Origin of the sequence: Streptomyces sp. NPDC002573, from assembly GCF_042889625.1 — a bacterium.
In the GTDB taxonomy this organism is placed as follows: Bacteria; Actinomycetota; Actinomycetes; order Streptomycetales; family Streptomycetaceae; genus Streptomyces; species Streptomyces gibsoniae.
In genome coordinates this window covers 88,746-106,455 of record NZ_JBIARC010000008.1, presented here as the reverse complement: position 1 = coordinate 106,455, position 17,710 = coordinate 88,746, and the positions used below count along the sequence as shown (strand labels likewise).

18 protein-coding genes are annotated in these 17,710 nt (G+C 70.8%); 7 read left to right on the top strand and 11 right to left on the bottom strand.

Annotation, left to right across the window (positions count from 1 at the left end; genetic code table 11):
- Positions 1-215 precede the first annotated feature (215 nt).
- The 3 genes from ACFYX0_RS10800 (at position 216) to ACFYX0_RS10790 (ending at position 2,611) form a co-directional block, all read left to right on the top strand.
- Positions 216-1,226: an acyl-CoA desaturase gene (locus ACFYX0_RS10800; RefSeq protein WP_388969008.1), complete on the top strand. Its 1,011-nt coding sequence runs from the start codon at positions 216-218 to the stop codon at positions 1,224-1,226.
- Positions 1,223-1,897 (top strand): TetR/AcrR family transcriptional regulator, encoded by a 675-nt coding sequence (locus tag ACFYX0_RS10795; RefSeq protein ID WP_355917165.1) that lies wholly within the window; start codon positions 1,223-1,225, stop codon positions 1,895-1,897. Before ACFYX0_RS10800 ends, ACFYX0_RS10795 begins: the two co-directional genes overlap by 4 nt.
- A gap of 99 nt (positions 1,898-1,996) precedes the next feature.
- On the top strand, positions 1,997-2,611 hold the full coding sequence (locus tag ACFYX0_RS10790) for a Uma2 family endonuclease (RefSeq protein WP_388969005.1): 615 nt from the start codon (positions 1,997-1,999) through the stop codon (positions 2,609-2,611).
- Here the strand turns inward: ACFYX0_RS10790 and ACFYX0_RS10785 are convergent.
- Both ACFYX0_RS10785 and ACFYX0_RS10780 read right to left on the bottom strand, forming a co-directional pair.
- The gene (locus ACFYX0_RS10785; protein ID WP_355917171.1) at positions 2,598-2,969 is read right to left on the bottom strand and encodes a glyoxalase; all 372 of its coding nucleotides are present in this window, start codon (positions 2,967-2,969) and stop codon (positions 2,598-2,600) included. The genes ACFYX0_RS10790 and ACFYX0_RS10785 overlap by 14 nt on opposite strands.
- Before the next feature lie 3 nt (positions 2,970-2,972).
- Positions 2,973-3,782, bottom strand: a complete 810-nt coding sequence (locus ACFYX0_RS10780; RefSeq protein ID WP_388969002.1) for a trans-aconitate 2-methyltransferase — start codon at positions 3,780-3,782, stop codon at positions 2,973-2,975.
- 163 nt (positions 3,783-3,945) lie between these two features.
- Between ACFYX0_RS10780 and tamR the strand changes: the two genes are divergently transcribed.
- Positions 3,946-4,443, top strand: a complete 498-nt coding sequence (tamR, locus tag ACFYX0_RS10775; protein ID WP_388968999.1) for a MarR family transcriptional regulator TamR — start codon at positions 3,946-3,948, stop codon at positions 4,441-4,443.
- Here tamR and ACFYX0_RS10770 read toward each other — a convergent pair.
- Complete coding sequence (locus ACFYX0_RS10770) at positions 4,402-5,169, bottom strand: response regulator transcription factor (RefSeq protein WP_311697578.1); 768 nt, start codon at positions 5,167-5,169, stop codon at positions 4,402-4,404. The genes tamR and ACFYX0_RS10770 overlap by 42 nt on opposite strands.
- Before the next feature lie 250 nt (positions 5,170-5,419).
- Between ACFYX0_RS10770 and ACFYX0_RS10765 the strand changes: the two genes are divergently transcribed.
- A complete protein-coding gene (locus ACFYX0_RS10765; protein WP_388969223.1) occupies positions 5,420-5,926 on the top strand; it encodes a GNAT family N-acetyltransferase in 507 nt (168 codons plus the stop codon).
- On the opposite strand, the gene galK is transcribed toward ACFYX0_RS10765, so the two are convergent.
- From galK to galT, 3 genes are read right to left on the bottom strand one after another with little or no spacing between them, the layout of a single operon-like run.
- Positions 5,856-7,010, bottom strand: a complete 1,155-nt coding sequence (galK, locus tag ACFYX0_RS10760; RefSeq protein WP_388968996.1) for a galactokinase — start codon at positions 7,008-7,010, stop codon at positions 5,856-5,858. The genes ACFYX0_RS10765 and galK overlap by 71 nt on opposite strands.
- Positions 7,011-7,979 (bottom strand): UDP-glucose 4-epimerase GalE, encoded by a 969-nt coding sequence (gene galE / locus ACFYX0_RS10755; protein WP_355917184.1) that lies wholly within the window; start codon positions 7,977-7,979, stop codon positions 7,011-7,013.
- The gene (gene galT / locus ACFYX0_RS10750) at positions 7,976-9,037 is read right to left on the bottom strand and encodes a galactose-1-phosphate uridylyltransferase (protein WP_388968993.1); all 1,062 of its coding nucleotides are present in this window, start codon (positions 9,035-9,037) and stop codon (positions 7,976-7,978) included. Before galT ends, galE begins: the two co-directional genes overlap by 4 nt.
- A gap of 201 nt (positions 9,038-9,238) precedes the next feature.
- Here galT and ACFYX0_RS10745 point away from each other — a divergent pair, with 201 nt between their 5' ends.
- Both ACFYX0_RS10745 and ACFYX0_RS10740 read left to right on the top strand, forming a co-directional pair.
- On the top strand, positions 9,239-10,939 hold the full coding sequence (locus tag ACFYX0_RS10745) for a sodium:solute symporter family protein (RefSeq protein WP_388968990.1): 1,701 nt from the start codon (positions 9,239-9,241) through the stop codon (positions 10,937-10,939).
- A 22-nt stretch (positions 10,940-10,961) separates the two neighbouring features.
- Complete coding sequence (locus ACFYX0_RS10740; protein WP_311697583.1) at positions 10,962-11,261, top strand: hypothetical protein; 300 nt, start codon at positions 10,962-10,964, stop codon at positions 11,259-11,261.
- Positions 11,262-11,328: 67 nt separating this feature from the next.
- On the opposite strand, the gene ACFYX0_RS10735 is transcribed toward ACFYX0_RS10740, so the two are convergent.
- From ACFYX0_RS10735 to rsmA, 5 genes are all read right to left on the bottom strand, one after another.
- Complete coding sequence (locus tag ACFYX0_RS10735) at positions 11,329-12,033, bottom strand: LuxR C-terminal-related transcriptional regulator (protein WP_388968986.1); 705 nt, start codon at positions 12,031-12,033, stop codon at positions 11,329-11,331.
- Positions 12,034-12,327: 294 nt separating this feature from the next.
- Positions 12,328-14,133 carry an ABC-F family ATP-binding cassette domain-containing protein gene (locus ACFYX0_RS10730; protein ID WP_355917193.1) on the bottom strand — a complete coding sequence of 602 codons (1,806 nt, stop codon included), beginning with the start codon at positions 14,131-14,133 and terminating at the stop codon, positions 12,328-12,330.
- Between the two features lie 145 nt (positions 14,134-14,278).
- Complete coding sequence (locus ACFYX0_RS10725) at positions 14,279-15,604, bottom strand: acyltransferase (protein ID WP_388968983.1); 1,326 nt, start codon at positions 15,602-15,604, stop codon at positions 14,279-14,281.
- 215 nt (positions 15,605-15,819) lie between these two features.
- Complete coding sequence (locus ACFYX0_RS10720; protein WP_388968980.1) at positions 15,820-16,716, bottom strand: 4-(cytidine 5'-diphospho)-2-C-methyl-D-erythritol kinase; 897 nt, start codon at positions 16,714-16,716, stop codon at positions 15,820-15,822.
- Positions 16,717-17,643 carry a 16S rRNA (adenine(1518)-N(6)/adenine(1519)-N(6))-dimethyltransferase RsmA gene (gene rsmA / locus ACFYX0_RS10715; protein WP_388968977.1) on the bottom strand — a complete coding sequence of 309 codons (927 nt, stop codon included), beginning with the start codon at positions 17,641-17,643 and terminating at the stop codon, positions 16,717-16,719.
- Between the last annotated feature and the right edge of the window lie 67 nt (positions 17,644-17,710).

The window sequence follows — 17,710 nt, the reverse complement described above, 5'->3', positions numbered from 1 at the left end:
AAGAAAACAGAGCGGACCGCGCTGTCCGACCGATTCCAAGGATAGGTGTCCACGCGGACGCGCAGGCTCTTGGGCTCTTGCCGCTGAGCGACGCACTGCCATACTTACGTCGCCGTAGGTTACGGAACCGTAAGGTCTCCGGTCAGATCCCGGGGGAACCCTGGAACCTGTAGCCCGGCACCCGCCTCGACCCTCGACCCCACAGGGGACGCCGCATGACCACAAGCTCCGATGTGATGGAAGACGCCCCGCAGGCGAACGACGACACTTCGCTGCCCTTGGCGACGCTGGGCGGCGAGCGGAAGGGCTCGATCGAACAGATCACTCTGCTGCTGTTCATCACCGTCCCGTTCCTGGCGCTCGTGGCGGCGGTGCCGCTGGCCTGGGGTTGGGGTCTGAGCTGGCTCGATGTGGGCCTGCTGGTCTTCTTCTACTACCTGGGCTGTCACGGCATCACGATCGGTTTCCACCGTCACTTCACGCACAGCTCGTTCAAGGCGAAGCGGCCGCTGAAGATCGCTCTGGCGATCGCGGGGTCGATGGCGGTGGAGGGGCCGCTGGTGCGGTGGGTCGCCGATCACCGCAAGCACCACAGGTTCTCGGACGCGGAGGGCGATCCGCACTCCCCGTGGCGCTACGGGGAGACGGTGCCCGCCCTGCTGAAGGGCCTGTGGTGGGCCCATATCGGCTGGATGTTCGACGAGGAGCAGACGCCGCAGGACAAGTACGCGCCGGACCTGATCAAGGACCCGGCCCTGCGGGCGGTCTCCCGCCAGTTCGTGCTGTGGACGGCCGCGTCGCTGGGGCTGCCGCCGCTGATCGGCGGCCTGGTCACGATGTCCTGGTGGGGCGCCTTCACCGCCTTCTTCTGGGGGTCCCTCGTCCGGGTGGCGTTGCTGCACCATGTGACCTGGTCGATCAACTCGATCTGTCACGCGGTGGGCAAGCGCCCGTTCAAGTCGCGGGACCGTTCGGGGAACGTGTGGTGGCTGGCGGTCCTGTCGTGCGGCGAGTCCTGGCACAACCTGCACCACGCGGACCCGACGTCGGCGCGGCACGGTGTGGAGCGGGGACAGCTGGACTCCTCGGCGCGGATCATCCGCTGGTTCGAGCAGCTGGGCTGGGCGTACGACGTGCGCTGGCCGTCACGCTCACGTATCGATTCCCGCCGCAGCACCGACGGGGACGGCTCCCGGCGCGGGAAGGCGAACGCCGGCACGGCATGATTGACGATGTGGCGACCGACTCCAGTACTCCCAGCACCGACAAGCCGAGGCGCACCCGACGCACCCGGATGACCGGGGCGGAGCGCCGCCAGCAGCTGCTGGAGATCGGTCGCACGCTGTTCGCCGCGAAGGGGTTCGAGGGCACGTCGGTGGAGGAGATCGCGGCGAAGGCCGGGGTGTCCAAGCCGGTGGTGTACGAGCACTTCGGCGGCAAGGAGGGCCTGTACGCGGTGGTGGTGGACCGCGAGATGCGGCGCCTGCTGGACATGGTGACGAGTTCGCTGACCGCCGGGCATCCGCGTGAGCTGTGCGAACAGGCGGCCTTCGCGCTGCTGGACTACATCGAGGAGTACACGGACGGGTTCCGCATCCTGGTCCGCGACTCGCCGATCCCGCAGTCGACGGGTTCCTTCGCGTCCCTCATCTCGGACATCGCCACGCAGGTGGAGGACATCCTGGGCCGCGAGTTCAAGAGCCGCGGCTTCGACCCGAAGCTGGCCCCGCTGTACGCGCAGGCGCTCGTCGGCATGGTCGCGCTGACGGGCCAGTGGTGGCTGGACGTGCGCCGCCCGAAGAAGGCCGAGGTCGCGGCGCATCTGGTGAACCTGGCGTGGCACGGTCTGGACGGCCTGGAGCCGAAGCCGCGGCTGATCGGTCATCGCAAGAGCTGAGGCACGGGGTGCGCGATCACCCGATGTGATGACCTTTGTCGGCCTCGGCCGCTACGGTGGGTACACGGTCCGAGAATCCCGTTCATGGGAGGAATCACCATGTCTGCCGAGCCGTTCGCCGCACACGAGTCCGAGCCCGGCATCCACCTGCCTGTGCCGCCGCCCGAAGGCTTCACGGTCGACGACCTGTTCACCCTGCCGGACCTCCCGCCGCACACCGAGTTGATCGACGGGAGCTTGGTCTTCGTGAGCCCGCAGCGGAACTTCCACATGCTGATGATCTACTTGCTGGCTCACGGGCTGCGGCTGACGGTACCCGGCCATCTCAAGGTCAAGCATGAGATGACGGTCGTACTCGATCGTCGCAACGCTCCCGAACCGGACATCAGTGTGATCCGTGCGGACGCGGACACCGGACTTGAGCAGACCCGATTCCATGCGGAGGACCTGGTACTCGCCGTAGAGGTCGTGTCCCCGGACTCCGAAGCACGCGACCACGACGCCAAGCCCCTGAAATATGCGGCCGCCGGGATCCCCCATTTCTGGCTGGTCGAGATGGCCGAAGGCAACCAGCACCCGGTGGTCCGCACCTACGAACTGGACCCGGCCACCAAGACCTACACGCTCACCGGCATCCACCACGACAAGCTCGAACTCTCCGATCCGTTCGCCGTCGACATCGACATCACGCTGGACGCTCTCAGGCGTCTGTAGCCACCGGCTCCAGGAACTCCAGCCGGTTCCCCACCGGATCCTCCGAGTAGAAGCGCCGGTGGCCCGGCAGGTTGTCGTCCCAGGTCACCGCCGCTCCCCGCGCGGCGATCCGGGCGGCGTAGGCCTCGATCCCCGTGACCCGCAGCCCCGGGTGCGCCTTCCGCGCGGGCCGGAAGTCCTCCTCGATGCCCAGGTGCAACTGGACGGCCCCCGCCCGGAACCAGCAGCCACCGCGCGCGGCGAGCACCGGCGGCTTGGGGATCTCCGTCATGCCGAGGACGCCGGCGTAGTAGCCGCGCAGCAGGTCCTCGGAGCCGGGCGGCGCCGCGAGCTGGACGTGGTCGACGGCGGCCAGCATCGCTCAGTCCCCCTTCGTGGCGACGGCGAAGATACGGCGGAACGGGAACACCGTGCCGTGGGCGGTGGGCGGGTACGCCTCGCGCAGGGCCGTGCGGTAGTCGGCGAGGAACTCCTCCGCCTCGTCGCCGAGCTCGGTGAGGACGGGCCGCAGTCCGGTGCCCTTCACCCAGTCCAGGACCGGGTCCTCGCCCTGGAGCAGATGCAGGTACGTCGTCTCCCAGACGTCCGTCTCGCAGCCGAGGCCGGTGAGGTGCTCCAGATAGGCGTGAGGGGTGAGCACGGCGTCGTCATGGCGCAGGGTGTGGGCGAGGCGGTCCTTCCAGCGGGCGGAGTGGACGATCTCCCGCAGAAGCTGGTGGCTGGGGGAGTCGAAGTTCCCGGGCACCTGGAAGGCGAAGGTGCCGCCCGGCTCGAGTGCGGCCACCCAGCCGGCGAAGCGTGCCGCATGGTCGGGCACCCATTGCAGGGTGGCGTTGCTGATGATCAGGTCGTACGACTCCGGGGGCGTCCAGGTGCGGGCGTCGGCATGGGCGAAGTTGAGGCGGCCGCCGCCCGCGGTGGGGCCTTCGTGGTGGGTGTGGGCCTGATCGAGCATCTCGGGCGAGTTGTCGTAGCCGGTGATGTGCGCGGTGGGCCAGCGGTCCGCGAGCAGGACGGTGACATTGCCGGGACCGCAGCCGAGGTCGGCGATGCGGGGCGGGTTCTGGCCGCTCGGGTCGGGGACGCGGGCGAGCAGGTCGACGAAGGGGCGGGCCCGGTGCCCGGCGTGGCGCAGGTACTGGGCGGGGTCCCAAAGGGGCGCGGTGGACATGGCGGGGCCTCCTGGTGAACGGCTCGACGTCCTCGTACGGAGGCGTCGCCCCCGTTTGACGACGCCTCCGTACGCAGCGCCATCCTTGTACCCCAACTATCTCGACGTCAAGAGACTCCACATCAAGAGACTTCATGTCGACACAACCACTACACTGATCGTCATGGAGGACGAGGTCGATCGGCTGGTCGCGGCGTGGCGCCGGGAGCGCCCGGACCTCGACGTGGAACCGCTCGAGGTCCTCAGCCGGGTGAGCAGGCTGGCCCGGCACCTGGACCGTGCACGTCGGCTGGCGTTCTCCGAGCACAGTCTGGAGCCCTGGGAGTTTGACGTTCTCACCGCGCTCCGCAGGGCCGGCAGCCCCTATCAGCTCTCCCCGGGCCAGTTGCTGACCCAGACGCTGGTCACCTCGGGCACGATGACCAACCGCATCGACCGCCTGGCGAAGAAGGACCTGGTCGAGCGGCTGCCCGATCCCAGCGACCGCCGTGGGGTGCTGGTGCGCCTCACCGCCGAGGGCCGGGACCGGGCGGACCAGGCGCTCGCCGGCCTGCTCGACCAGGAGCGCGCGATCCTGTCGGAACTGAGTTCGGCACAGCGCGGTGAACTGGCCGCGCTGCTACGCCAGCTGACCGCCCCGTTCGACAACATCCCCGGCTAGGTCGACCGGTCCGACACCGGCGCGGCGGGCGAGGGCGACGGCGGCGAGGGTGGAGTGGACGCCCAACTTGCCCAGCACGTTCTGCATATGGGTGCGCACGGTGTGCGGGGAGAGGAACAGCCGCTCGGCGACGGCCTTGCGGCCCAGTCCCGCGACCATGCAGCGCAGCACCTCCCGTTCCCGGGGGGTCAGCGACTCCACCAGCCGCTCGCTCTCGGTGCGGTGCTTGCGGGCCGCGGTCAACTCGCGCAGAACGCCCGTGAGCAGGGCGGGCGGAAGGTGCGTCTCGTCGCGCAGCACACCCCGGATGACGGTGAGCAGCCGGGACAGCGAGCAGTCCTTGGCGACCCAGCCGGAGGCGCCCGCCTGCAGGGCGAGGGCCGCCCGGCGCGGGTCGTCCTTCTCGGCGAGGACGACGGTCCGCACCCCCGGCTGCGCGGAACGGACGCCGATGACCAGGGAGATGCCGTCGACGAGCCCGTCCTCGTTGGCCTCCTGGACGGGGACCGCCGGGCGCGAACCCGGAAGGTTGCCGCCGAGGTCCGCGTCGACGAGCATCACATCGAATCTGCGGCCCTCCGCGGCCGCCCGGTCCAGGCAGCGCAGAGCGGCCGGACCGCTGCCGGCGGCGGACACGTCGACATCGGGCTCGGCCGCCAGGGCGGCCGCCAGCGACTCGGCGAAGATGCGGTGGTCGTCGACGACCAGGACTCGGATGCGCACCACTGAAACCCCCACTGCTCGGGGGACGTCCGGCGCGAGCACGGCGCCCGGAATGTTCCCCGGTTGTCCGCCTGGGACGGGGCGCCGCAGCCGCACGGCCGCCGCCGTGCTGGAACTGTTACCCCCACCCCGGGCGTCGTACCCGACTGTTTCGCCCCCTGATGAGCACCGGCCCCCACCGGCGCTGTTCACAGGGTAGGGCCGTCGGCCTGGAGCGGAAGGAAATTTGCAGAACTGGTTGGCCAGGGCGTTTATGGTGTGCCGCATGTTTCGTATCGAGACAGAAGTCGACAAGGAGCGGCGCGATCTGCTCCGTACGCGGCTGATGGAGACGAACACGGCGGCCTCACCGGTGCTGCGCGCGCTGCGCGGTACGCCCGCGGAGCGTGAAGTCCCGCTCCAGGTCTGGGCGTTGGATGCGGTGGGGGAGCTGGCGGGCGGACTGGCCGGCCACACCTGGGCGGCCTGGCTGCACGTGGACTACCTGTGGGTGGACGGCCGCCGTCGCGGCGCGGGGCTCGGCTCACGGCTGCTCGCCGAGGCGGAGCGCATGGCGCGCGAGGAGCGCGGCTGCACCGCCGCGCGCCTGGAGACCTGGGACTTCCAGGCCCCGGAGTTCTACAAGAAGCAGGGCTACGACGTGGTGTGCGTGATCCCCGACTATCCGCCGGGGATCACGGAGTACACCCTTACGAAGCGCTTCGGCCGACCTGGTGCGCCCCCTCCGACGGAACCGCCGGGAACACCCGGGGCGCCGTGAAGCCGGCGGCGGCGAACGCCTCCTCGATCGCCTTGGTGACCGTGTCCGCCTCGGTGGCCTCGGTCAGGACGAGCGCCGAGCCGCCGAAACCGCCGCCCGTCATCCGGGCGCCCAGCGCACCGGAGGCGTTCGCGGTGTCCACCACCAGGTCAAGCTCCGGGCAGGAGATCCGCAGGTCGTCCCGCAGGGAGACATGACCCTCCGTCAGCACCGGCCCGATGGCCCGGACGTCGCCCGCGTCCAGCAGGGCGACGACCCGGTCGACGCGGTGGTCGTCGGAGACGACATGGCGCACATAGCGGCGCACCCGCTCGTCCGACAGGCGCCCGAGCGCGGCCTGAAGGTCCTCGTAGGCGACATCCCGCAGATGCGAGACCCCGAGCTGCCGTGCGCCCTCCTCGCACCCCTCGCGCCGCTCGGCGTACGCCCCGTCGCCCAGTGCGTGCTTCACGCGGGTGTCGACGACGAGCAGCGCGAGTCCCTGCGCGGCGAGGTCGAAGGGGATCTGCCGGACGGACAGGTCCCGGCAGTCCAGGTGCAGGGCATGGCCCTCGGTGCTGCACGCGGACGCCATCTGGTCCATGACACCGCACGGCACGCCCACGAAGTCGTTCTCGGCGCGCTGGGCGAGCCGGGCCAGCTCGGGGCGGGTCAGGCCGAGCCCGAACAGGTCGTTCAGCGCGAGGGCGGTGACCACCTCCAGCGCCGCCGACGAGGACAGGCCCGCGCCCGTCGGCACCGTCGAGGACAGATGGAGGTCGGCGCCGGTGACCGGGTGGCCCGCCTCGCGCAGCACCCAGACGACACCCGCCGGGTAGGCGGCCCAGCTGGTGTTCGTCAGCGGCCGGAGCTCGTCGACGCGCAGTTCGACGATCGGGCCGTCGATGTCCGCCGAGTGCAGCCGCAGTATGCCGTCGGTGCGGCGGGAGACCGCCGCGACCGCGGTGTGCGGCAGGGCGAACGGCATCACGAACCCCTCGTTGAAGTCCGTGTACTCGCCGATCAGGTTGACCCGGCCCGGTGCCGACCAGACCCCTTCGGGAGCCGTTCCGTACAGCTCCGTGAAGGCCTCGCGTACGCCCACCTACTGCTCCCTAGAGATGTTCTGCGCGAACTCCCAAGCGTCCGCGACGATGCCCGCGAGGTCCGCGCGGGACGGGTTCCAGCCGAGCCGCTCGCGGGCCGTGGCCGCGGAGGCGACCAGGACCGCCGGGTCGCCGCCCCGGCGCGGGGCCACCACCTCGGGGATCGGGTGCCCGGTGACCCGGCGCACGGTCTCGATGACCTCGCGCACCGAGAAGCCGTTGCCGTTGCCGAGGTTGCAGATCAGGTGCTCGCCGGGCGTGGCGGCGTCCAGCGCCAGCAGATGGGCCTCGGCGAGGTCCGCGACATGGATGTAGTCGCGGACGCAGGTGCCGTCCGGCGTCGGGTAGTCGTCGCCGAAGACCGAGATGGCTTCCCGCCGGCCCTGCGCGACCTGGAGGACGAGCGGGATCAGGTGGGACTCCGGGTCGTGGCGCTCGCCGCAGCTGCCGTAGGCGCCCGCGACGTTGAAGTAGCGCAGGGAGACCGCGCCCAGGCCGTGCGCGGCCGCCTCACCGCTGATCATGTGGTCGACGGCGAGCTTCGAGGCGCCGTAGGGGTTGGTGGGCCGCGTGGGCGCGCTCTCGACGATCGGCACCTGCTCGGGCTCGCCGTAGGTCGCCGCCGTGGAGGAGAAGACCAGCTTGCGCACGCCCGTCTCGCGCATCGCGCCGAGCAGCGCCATGGTGCCGCCGACGTTGTTGTCCCAGTACTTCTCGGGCTTCACGACCGACTCGCCGACCTGCGAGAACGCGGCGAAGTGCAGGACCGCGTCGAAGGTGGGGTCCAGCCACTTGGCGGCGTCGCGGATGTCGCCCTCGATGAGGGAGGCACCCGCCGGCACACCCTCGCGGAAGCCGGTGGAGAGGTTGTCGAGGACGACGACCTCGTGGCCCGCCTCCAGCAGGTGCTGCGCGACCACGCTGCCCACGTAGCCCGCACCGCCGGTCACCAGGTACTTCCCACTCATGAACTCGCTACCTCTCGCAGTCGCTGGGCCGCAGCTTCCGGCGGCACGTCGTTGATGAACACATTCATGCCGGACTCAGAACCTGCGAGGAACTTCAGCTTGCCGGAAGTGCGGCGGATGGTGAAAAGCTCGAGGTGGAGCGCGAAGTCGTCACGGTTGACGCCGTCGAACTCCGTCAGGACGCCGAACGGCGCCTGGTGCCAGGCGGCGATGTACGGCGTCGGACTGTCACTCTCACCGAAAATCCGGTCGAAGCGCGCCAAGAGTTCCAGATAGACCTCGGGGAACTCTGTGCGGGCGGCCTCCTCCAGGGCGAGCAGGTCCGGGACGCGGCGCCGGGGGTAGAGGTGGACCTCGTACGGCCAGTGCGCGGCGTAGGGGACGAACGCGACCCAGTGTTCACCCGTGAGGACGACCCGCTCGTCGGCCAGCTCGCGCTCCAGGACGGTGTCGAAGAGGTTCCCGCCGCCGGTGGCCTTCTTGTGGTCGGCGAGCGAGCGGAGCATGAGGGCGGTACGCGGGGTGGTGAAGGGGTAGGCGTAGATCTGGCCGTGCGGGTGGCCGAGGGTGACGCCGATCTCCCGGCCGCGGTTCTCGAAGCAGAAGACCTGCTCGACGGAGGGCAGATGGGACAGCTCCGCGGTGCGGTCGGTCCAGGCGTCCAGGACCAGGCGCGCCTGCTCCTCGGTGAGATCGGCGAAGGACGCGTTGTGGTCGGAGGTGAAGCAGACGACCTCGCAGCGTCCGGAGTCGCCGGCGAGCGAGGGGAAGCGGTTCTCGAAGACGACGACGTCGTAGGAGGAGTCCGGGATCTCGCTGAGCCGGCCCTCACGGGAGGGGCACAGGGGGCACTCGTCGGCGGGCGGGAGGTAGGTGCGGCCCTGGCGGTGCGAGGCGACGGCGACCGAGTCGCCGAGCAGCGTGTCCCGGCGGATCTCGGAGGTGGTGACGGTCCGCTCCAGCGGCCGGCGGTCGACCGCGTCCCGGACGGCGTCGTCGCGCAGGTCGTAGTAGATGAGTTCACGACCGTCGGCCAGCCGGGTCGGGGTCTTCTTCACGACACCTTGCCTTTCTGCTGCGCGGCCGGGCGCCTCATCCACTCGGATCCGCCCTTCAAACATAACCCAACACAACAAACCACAACCGACCACGCCAGTCAACATCACAATCCAACAAAGAGCATCATCAAAAGTGTTCAAATATCGAACGTCGAGGCGTAGGTTCCGCACTGATTGGTTCACGCAACGAAGCGAGTCATCATGCAGACCCCCACATATCCGGCCGCCGGCCCCACACTTCTGGCAGCCGGCCTACGACTCCCGACCAACGGCCTCGACTACACGATCCTCGGGATCTACTTCGCCGTCGTCCTGGGCATCGGCCTGGCCGCGCGCCGCTCCGTGAAGACCAGCCTCGACTTCTTCCTCTCCGGGCGGTCCCTGCCCGCCTGGATCACGGGTCTCGCGTTCATCTCGGCGAACCTGGCCGCCACCGAGATCCTCGGCATGGCCGCCAACAGCGCCCAGTACGGTGCCTACACCGTGCACTGGTACTGGATCGGCGCCATCCCGGCCATGGTGTTCCTGGGCCTGGTGATGATGCCCTTCTACTACGGCTCGAAGGTCCGCTCGGTCCCCGAGTTCCTGCTGCTCCGCTTCGACAAGTGGGCCCACCTGCTCAGTTCCGCCCTGTTCGCCTTCGCCGCCATCCTGATCGCCGGCGTGAACCTCTACGCGCTCGCGATCGTCGTCCAGGCGCTGCTCGGCTGGCCGCAGTGGGTGGCGATCGTGGTCGCCGGCTTCTTCGTCCTCGCCTACATCACCCTCGGCGGTCTGTCGTCCGCGATCTACAACGAGGTGCTGCAGTTCTTCGTGATCCTCGCGGCCCTCATCCCCCTCACCGTGCTCGGCCTGAAGAAGGTCGGCGGCTGGGGCGGACTGACACACAAGCTCAGCGCGAGCCACGGCCATGACTTCGTCACCGCGTGGGGCGGTACCGGCATCGGCCACGCCAACCCGCTCGGCGCGAACTGGCTGACGATCGTCCTCGGCCTGGGCTTCGTGCTGTCCTTCGGCTACTGGACGACCAACTTCGCCGAGGTGCAGCGCGCCCTGTCCGCGAAGAACCTCTCCGCCGCCCAGCGCACCCCGCTGATCGCCGCGTTCCCGAAGATCTTCATCGTGTTCCTGGTGATGATCCCGGGCCTGGTCGCCGCCGCCCTGGTCCCCGAGATCGGCACCTCCGGCTCCGGCCTGCAGTACAACGACGCCATCCCGTACCTGATGCAGGAGCTGCTGCCCAACGGCGTGCTCGGCATCGCGGTGACCGGACTGCTCGCCGCCTTCATGGCCGGCATGGCGGCCAACGTCTCGTCCTTCAACACCGTCTTCACCAACGACATCTGGGCGAAGTACGTGGTCAAGGACCGCGAGGACGCGTACTACGTGCGGTTCGGCCGCCTCATCACTGCGATCGGCGTGCTGGCCTCGGTAGGCACGGCGTTCCTGGCGTCGTCGTTCTCGAACATCATGAGCTATCTGCAGACGCTGTTCTCCTTCTTCAACGTGCCGATGTTCGTGGTGTTCATCGTCGGCATGTTCTGGAAGCGCGCGTCCGCGAAGTCCGGCTTCTGGGGCCTGCTCGCCGGCACGGTGACCGCGATGGTGAACTACTTCGTCATCTACAAGCACGGCATCATCGGCATCCCCACCGACCAGGGCGCCAACTTCGTCTCTGCGATCGCCGGCTTCGTGGCCGGTGCGGTGGTCATGGTGGCGGTGTCGCTGTTCACCCGGCCGAAGCCGGAGGAGAGCCTGCGGGGTCTCGTGTACGGCACCCGGTCCCCCGGCATGGCCGAGGCGCCCGCCGCGGGCGACGACGCCTGGTACCGCAAGCCGGCCCTGCTGGGCTGGGGCGCGGTCGTCATCGCCGCCGCCTGCTACATCCCGTTCTCGATCTGACCCGCGGGAGGATGGAAAGACCATGTCCGAGTACTCCGAGCACGACGTCCAGCGCACCGTCACCGAGCTGGAGGGCAAGTCCGCGACCGCGGCCCGCATCTTCGACCTGCGCCGCATCATCGGCGGCCTGTTCGTGATCTACGGCGTCATCGTCATGATCGCGGGCTTCACGGCCTCCGACGCCGAGATCGCCAAGGCCGAGGGCGTCAACATCAATCTCTGGACGGGCCTGGGCATGCTGCTGCTCGGCCTGTTCTTCCTGGTCTGGCTCAAGCTGCGGCCGACGGCCCCGCCGGTGGCGGAGGACGACACGTCCGAGTGACCCGCACGGCCGGGGCCCGACTCCGGGCCCCGGCCGGTTCCCGTTCGCCGGGAGGTCCGCGCGCCGGCTACCGAGGAGTTCCCGGGCCCGTCCCCGGCGGGGCGGGTGGTGGGCCCGCCCGGTCCAGCAGGCCGGTCCTCGCCGCGAGGGCCGCCGCCTCCAGCCGGGAGCCGACGCCCAGTTTCATCAGGACCCGCTGGACATGGGTCCGAGCCGTCGACGGGGCTATCCCCATCCCCGCCGCGATCAGCCGGGTGTCCTCGCCGTCCGCGACCCGCACCAGGACCTCCACCTCGCGCGGGGTGAGCATCTGCAGCAGCCGCTGCCCCTCGTCGTCCGGCTGCGCCGCCGGGTTGAGCAGTTCGCTGAACGCGCCCTGCAACAGCTGCGGCGCCACGGCCGCCTCACCCGCCCGCGCCTTCATGATGGCCCGCTCGACGCCCTCGATGCGCTCGTCGTGGCGTACGTAGCCCGCGGCGCCGGCGGCGAACGCGGCCGCGATGCCCCGCGGGTTCGGCACCGGCCCGAGGACCAGCACCGCCACCTGCGGGCGCTCCCGCTTGATGCGCACCACCGGGTCGAAGACCCCCGGCTCGGCGGGTGCCGCCGTGCCCAGCAGGCACACCTCGGGTGCCCTGGTGATCACCAGTTCCGCCGCGCCCGCGGCGGGTGCCGCCGCGGCGAGCACCCGGTGCCCCCGCAGCTTCAGCGCCGAGGCCAGTGCCTCGGCGAGCAGCCGGTGGTCGTCGACCACCATGAGCCGCACTCCCATCGAGCAACCCCCCAGTCCCCCATGGATGCCCACTATGGATGCCCACTGGCCCGCTCGGACAGAGACCCCCCGGCGCATCCCCCGCCCTCCATGTCCCCGGAAGCTACACGCTTGTTCGACGTTGCGCTTCCCTTACCGGTGAGAAGCGCCCCGGATTGCCGAAATCCAACGCATTCGCGCCTGATGAGGGGTACGTGCCGGGTCCCGCTCCTGAACTGGAGCGAGACCCTCCTCACGCGCGCCGGTGTGCTCCTTCACGCCGAAGCGGGCGCGCCGGCCGGACCGCGGGAACGCTCAGGCGTCCTCGGCGAGTTCGAGCCAGCGCAGTTCCAGCTCCTCCCGCTCGCCGCCGAGTTCGCGTAGTTCGGCGTCCAGCTTGGCCACCTTCTCGAAGTCCGTCGCGGACTCGGCGATCTGCTCGTGGAGCTTGGTCTCCCGCTCGGAGATCTTGTCCAGCTGCCGCTCGATCCGCTGGAGCTCCTTCTTGGCGGCCCGGGCGTCGGCGGCGGAGACGGCGGTCTTCGCGGCCACGGGCGCCGGGGTCACGGCCGCGGCGGCCGCCTCCTCCATGCGGTGCCGCCGCTCCAGGTACTCGTCGATGCCGCGCGGCAGCATCCGCAGCGTGGCGTCGCCGAGGAGGGCGTAGACCCGGTCGGTGGTGCGCTCGACGAAGAACCGGTCGTGGGAGATCACGATCATCGAGCCGGGCCAGCCGTCGAGCAGGTCCTCGAGCTGGGTGAGGGTCTCGATGTCGAGGTCGTTGGTGGGCTCGTCGAGGAAGAGGACGTTCGGCTCGTCCATGAGGAGGCGCAGCAGCTGGAGGCGCCGGCGCTCACCACCGGACAGGTCGCCGACGGGCGTCCACTGCTTCTCCTTGGTGAAGCCGAAGGTCTCGCACAGCTGCCCTGCGGTCATCTCGCGCCCCTTGCCGAGGTCGACCCGCTCCCGCACCTGCTGCACGGCCTCCAGGACCCGCCAGCTCGGGTCGAGCTCGGCGACCTCCTGCGAGAGATAGGCGAGCTTGACGGTCCGGCCCACGACGACCCGGCCGCCGACGGGCTGCCGCTCGCCGTCGCTGCGCGCGGCGTCGGCCAGCGCCCGCAGCAGGGAGGTCTTGCCGGCGCCGTTCACCCCGACCAGGCCGATACGGTCGCCGGGACCGAGCTGCCAGGTGATGTGCTTCATCAGCACCTTGGGTCCGGCCTGCACCGTGACGTCCTCGAGGTCGAAGACGGTCTTCCCGAGCCGGGAGGAGGCGAACTTCATCAGCTCGCTGCTGTCCCGGGGCGGCGGCACGTCCTTGATCAGCTCGTTGGCGGCCTCGACGCGGAAGCGGGGCTTGGAGGTGCGGGCGGGCGCGCCGCGCCGCAGCCAGGCCAGCTCCTTGCGGACCAGGTTCTGCCGCTTGGCCTCCTCCGTGGCGGCGATGCGCTCGCGCTCGGCACGGGCGAAGACGTAGTCGGAGTAGCCGCCCTCGTACTCGTGGACGGTGCCGCGCTGCACGTCCCACATCCGGGTGCAGACCTGGTCGAGGAACCACCGGTCGTGGGTGACGCACACGAGCGCGGAGCGGCGCTCGCGCAGATGCCGGGCGAGCCAGGAGATGCCCTCGACGTCGAGGTGGTTGGTGGGCTCGTCGAGGACGATCAGGTCCTGCTCCTCGATGAGCAGCTTGGCCAGCGCGATACGGCGCCGCTCGCCACCGGACAGCGGGGCGATGACGGTGTCGAGGCCCTGCGGGAACCCGGGCAGGTCGAGTCCGCCGAACAGACCCGTGAGCACGTCGCGGATCTTGGCGTTGCCCGCCCACTCGTGGTCGGCCATGTCCCGGATGACCTCGTGCCGGACGGTGGCGGCGGGGTCGAGGGAGTCGTGCTGGGTGAGCACGCCGAGGCGCAGCCCGCCGGAGTGGGTGACGCGCCCGGAGTCTGCCTCCTCCAGCTTGGCGAGCATCCGGATCAGGGTGGTCTTGCCGTCGCCGTTGCGTCCGACGACCCCGATCCGGTCGCCTTCGGACACGCCGAGCGAGACACCGTCGAGCAGTGCACGGGTGCCGTACACCTTGCTGACGTTCTCGACATTGACCAGGTTGACGGCCATTTCACTCCTGCGCACGGGGGTCGGTCAGCCTTCAAGCGTAGGGCCTCCGGGGCCGAGGGCGGTGCGCGAGGGATCTGTCACTCTTTGTGGTGACATGGCCGGTGACCGCGCGGCCCGGGCCGAGGATCTCCGAGCCCCGGCCCCGTCAGGCGGCGGCGCCCCGGTCCCGGCCCGCCCGTTCCACCAGCAGCCAGCCCGCGAGGGTCATCAGCACCGCCACCGGTGCCGTGACATGCACGGCTATCAGCAGGGCCGTACGGCCTTCCAGGAGTCCGCCGAAGCCGACCATCGACAGGCCCAGCACTCCGAACAGGGACAAGGTGACGCCGAGCGCGGCAGCGGGTCCCGCCCAGGCGCGCGGCGCACTGGACTCCCGTACGCCCGAGGGTTTTTCGAACGTACGGAAGGCGGCCACCAGCACCGCGGTGAGCGTCGCGGCGGCCGTGAGCCGCAAGGGTACCTGTATCCACCACACACCCGAGCCGGGCTCCGGCATACGGACACCCGCCGCCAGCAGCACCCCGTAGACGCCGAGCATAGCCGTCAGATGCCACAGGAAGGCGGTCATGGACACGCCCCCCGCCGTGACGACCGCGCGCCACACCCGTGGGCGCCGCAGCCATCGTGCGACGGGGGCGCGCAGCAATTCCACCGCCCCGACCAGCCACAGTCCGTGGCACAGCAGCGCGAGGGTGGGCGGCGCCATGTTGGAGATCCTCTCGCCGGGTATCCCGACCATGGACAGCGGATAGGGCCCGTACGCGACCAGCAGCACGGCCCCCACGAGTCCGGCACCGGCGAGGAGGTACGGCCGGCGCAGTCTGCCGTCCGCGCGCAGGAATCCGAGCTGGTGGATCGCGAGCCAGACGAAGGCGAAGTTGAGGAACTCGACGTAGGGGACGCCCAGGCCGAAGCGGAGCACGTCGACGGCCACGGCGGCGGCGACGAGCCCGCCGAACACGCCCCACCCCCAGCGTTCGTGGAGCCGCAGCAGCGGCGGGGTGAAGGCGACCATCGCGAGGTAGATCCCGACGAACCACAGCGGTTGCGCCACCAGCCGCAGCGCGATGTCGAGCAATCCGCCGCCCGCCCCGGCCAGTTGGAGGACGAGGGCGGCGGCGCCCCACACCCCGATGAACACGACCGTCGGCCGCAGCAGCCGCCGCAGCCGGGCGCGCAGGAAGGCCGAGTAGGCCTTGGGGTTCTTGCGCCGGACGGAACGGCAGGAGAGGGCGTGGGCGAAGCCGCCCACGTAGAAGAACACCGGCATGACCTGGAACAGCCAGGTCAGCGGCTGGAGCCGGGGCTGGAGGGCGAGCAGGTTCCCCACCTGCACCTGCCCGGCGGTGTCCACGGACACGGCCGCCATCAGCCAGTGCCCGAGCACGACGACACCGAGGGAGCCGGCCCTCAGCAGATCGACGTACCGGTCACGGGACTCCGGGGTGGCGGCGAGATCACTGGGTCTCATGGGGGTACGGTCGCGCGGTGCCCGGGGACCCCGGCAGCGCGTTCGTACTCAACCGGCGTCTGAGTACCCGCGTGAAGCGCCGTCCGAGCCCGCGCGCACGCCGGGGCGCACGCACCCGTCACCCGCCGACCGCCTCGGACGACCACCCACTACGACGACTGCCTGGGACGCCCCGCCAAGACGACCGCCTCAGGCCCCCCACTACGACGACCACCTCAGATGACGGTCGCCCCCGGCGCCGGTGCCTGGGCCACCCGGGCCGAGCGGCAGGTGCCCGAGGCCAGCAGGGCCCGCGCGATCTCCGCCGCCGCGGCGGCGTCCTTCGCGAGGAACGCCGTCGTCGGCCCCGAACCGGACACCAGGCCCGTGAGGGCCCCCGCCGCGCGCCCGGCGGCCAGCGTGTCCGCGAGCTCGGGGAACAGGGACAGCGCGGCCGGCTGGAGGTCGTTGGAGACCGCCGCCGCGAGCGCCTCCACGTCGCCCTTCGCCAGCGCGTCGAGCAGTTCCTGCGCGGCGACGGGCTCGGGGATCCGTACGCCCTCGTTCAGCCGGTCGAACTCGCGGAAGACGGCTGGCGTCGACAGTCCCCGCCCGGCCATCGCGAATACCCAGTGGAACGCCCCGCCGACCTCCAGCACCTGGAGCTTCTCGCCCCGCCCGGTGCCCAGCGCCGCCCCGCCCACCAGGCTGAACGGCACGTCACTGCCCAACTCGGCGCAGATCTCGAGGAGTTCCTCGCGAGAGGCACCCGTTCCCCACAGCGCGTCGCACGCCACCAGCGCCCCGGCACCATCGGCGCTGCCGCCCGCCATGCCGCCTGCGACCGGGATGTCCTTGGCGATGTGGAGGTGCACATCGGGTGCCCGGCCGTGGCGCTCGGCGAGCGCGAGGGCCGCACGGGCCGCCAGGTTCGTCCGGTCCAGGGGCACCTCGCCCGCGTCCGGGCCGGAGCAGGTGATCCGGAGCCCCTCGGCGGACGGGGTCGCCGTGACCTCGTCGTGCAGGCCGACGGCGAGGAAGACGTTGGCCAGGTCGTGGAAGCCGTCGGGGCGGGCGGCACCGACCGCGAGCTGGACGTTGACCTTGGCGGGGACGCGGACCGTCACGCTCACTTACTCGGACTCCTCTGTGCGGGATGCGGCCCGTCGCGCAGCGGCCGTCGGTTGCTGTGCCGCGCGCGGTGCCGCGGCCTCGGCGATGCGCGCGAAGTCCTCCACGGTGAGGGACTCACCGCGCGCCTGGGGCGAGACACCGGCGGCGACGAGCGCGGACTCCGCCGCCGCGGCCGACCCCGCCCAGCCGGCGAGCGCCGCCCGCAGCGTCTTGCGCCGCTGTGCGAACGCCGCGTCGACCACCGCGAACACCTCCGCCTTGGACGCGGCGGTCTTGACCGGCTCCGCCCGCCGGACCAGCGAGACGAGCCCGCTGTCGACGTTCGGGGCGGGCCAGAAGACATTGCGCCCGATGGCTCCGGCGCGCCTGACGTCGGCGTACCAGTTGGCCTTCACGGACGGCACCCCGTACACCTTGGAGCCGGGCGCGGCGGCCAGCCGGTCGGCGACCTCGGACTGCACCATCACCAGGGTCCGCTCGATGCTCGGGAACATGTCGAGCATGTGCAGGAGGACGGGGACGGCGACGTTGTAGGGCAGGTTGGCGACGAGCGCGGTGGGCGCGGGGCCCGGCAGCTCCCGCACCTGCAGCGCGTCGGAGTGCACCAGCGCGAACCTTTCGGCGCGCCCGGGCATGCGGGCGGCGACGGTCGCGGGCAGCGCCCCGGCGAGCACGTCGTCGATCTCGACGGCGGTGACCCGCTCGGCGACCTCCAGAAGCGCCAGCGTCAGTGAGCCGAGCCCGGGTCCCACCTCCACCACCACGTCGTCGGGCCGCACCTCGGCGGTGCGCACGATGCGCCGCACGGTGTTGGCGTCGATGACGAAGTTCTGGCCGCGTTGCTTGGTGGGGCGTACGCCGAGGGCCGCCGCCAGTTCACGGATGTCGGCGGGGCCCAGCAGGGCGTCGGGGGTGGAGCTGCTCACGGACCAAGGGTACGGGGCGGCGCGGGGCGCCCGTGTCGGCGCCCGCGCCGCCCGCCCCGCGCATCCG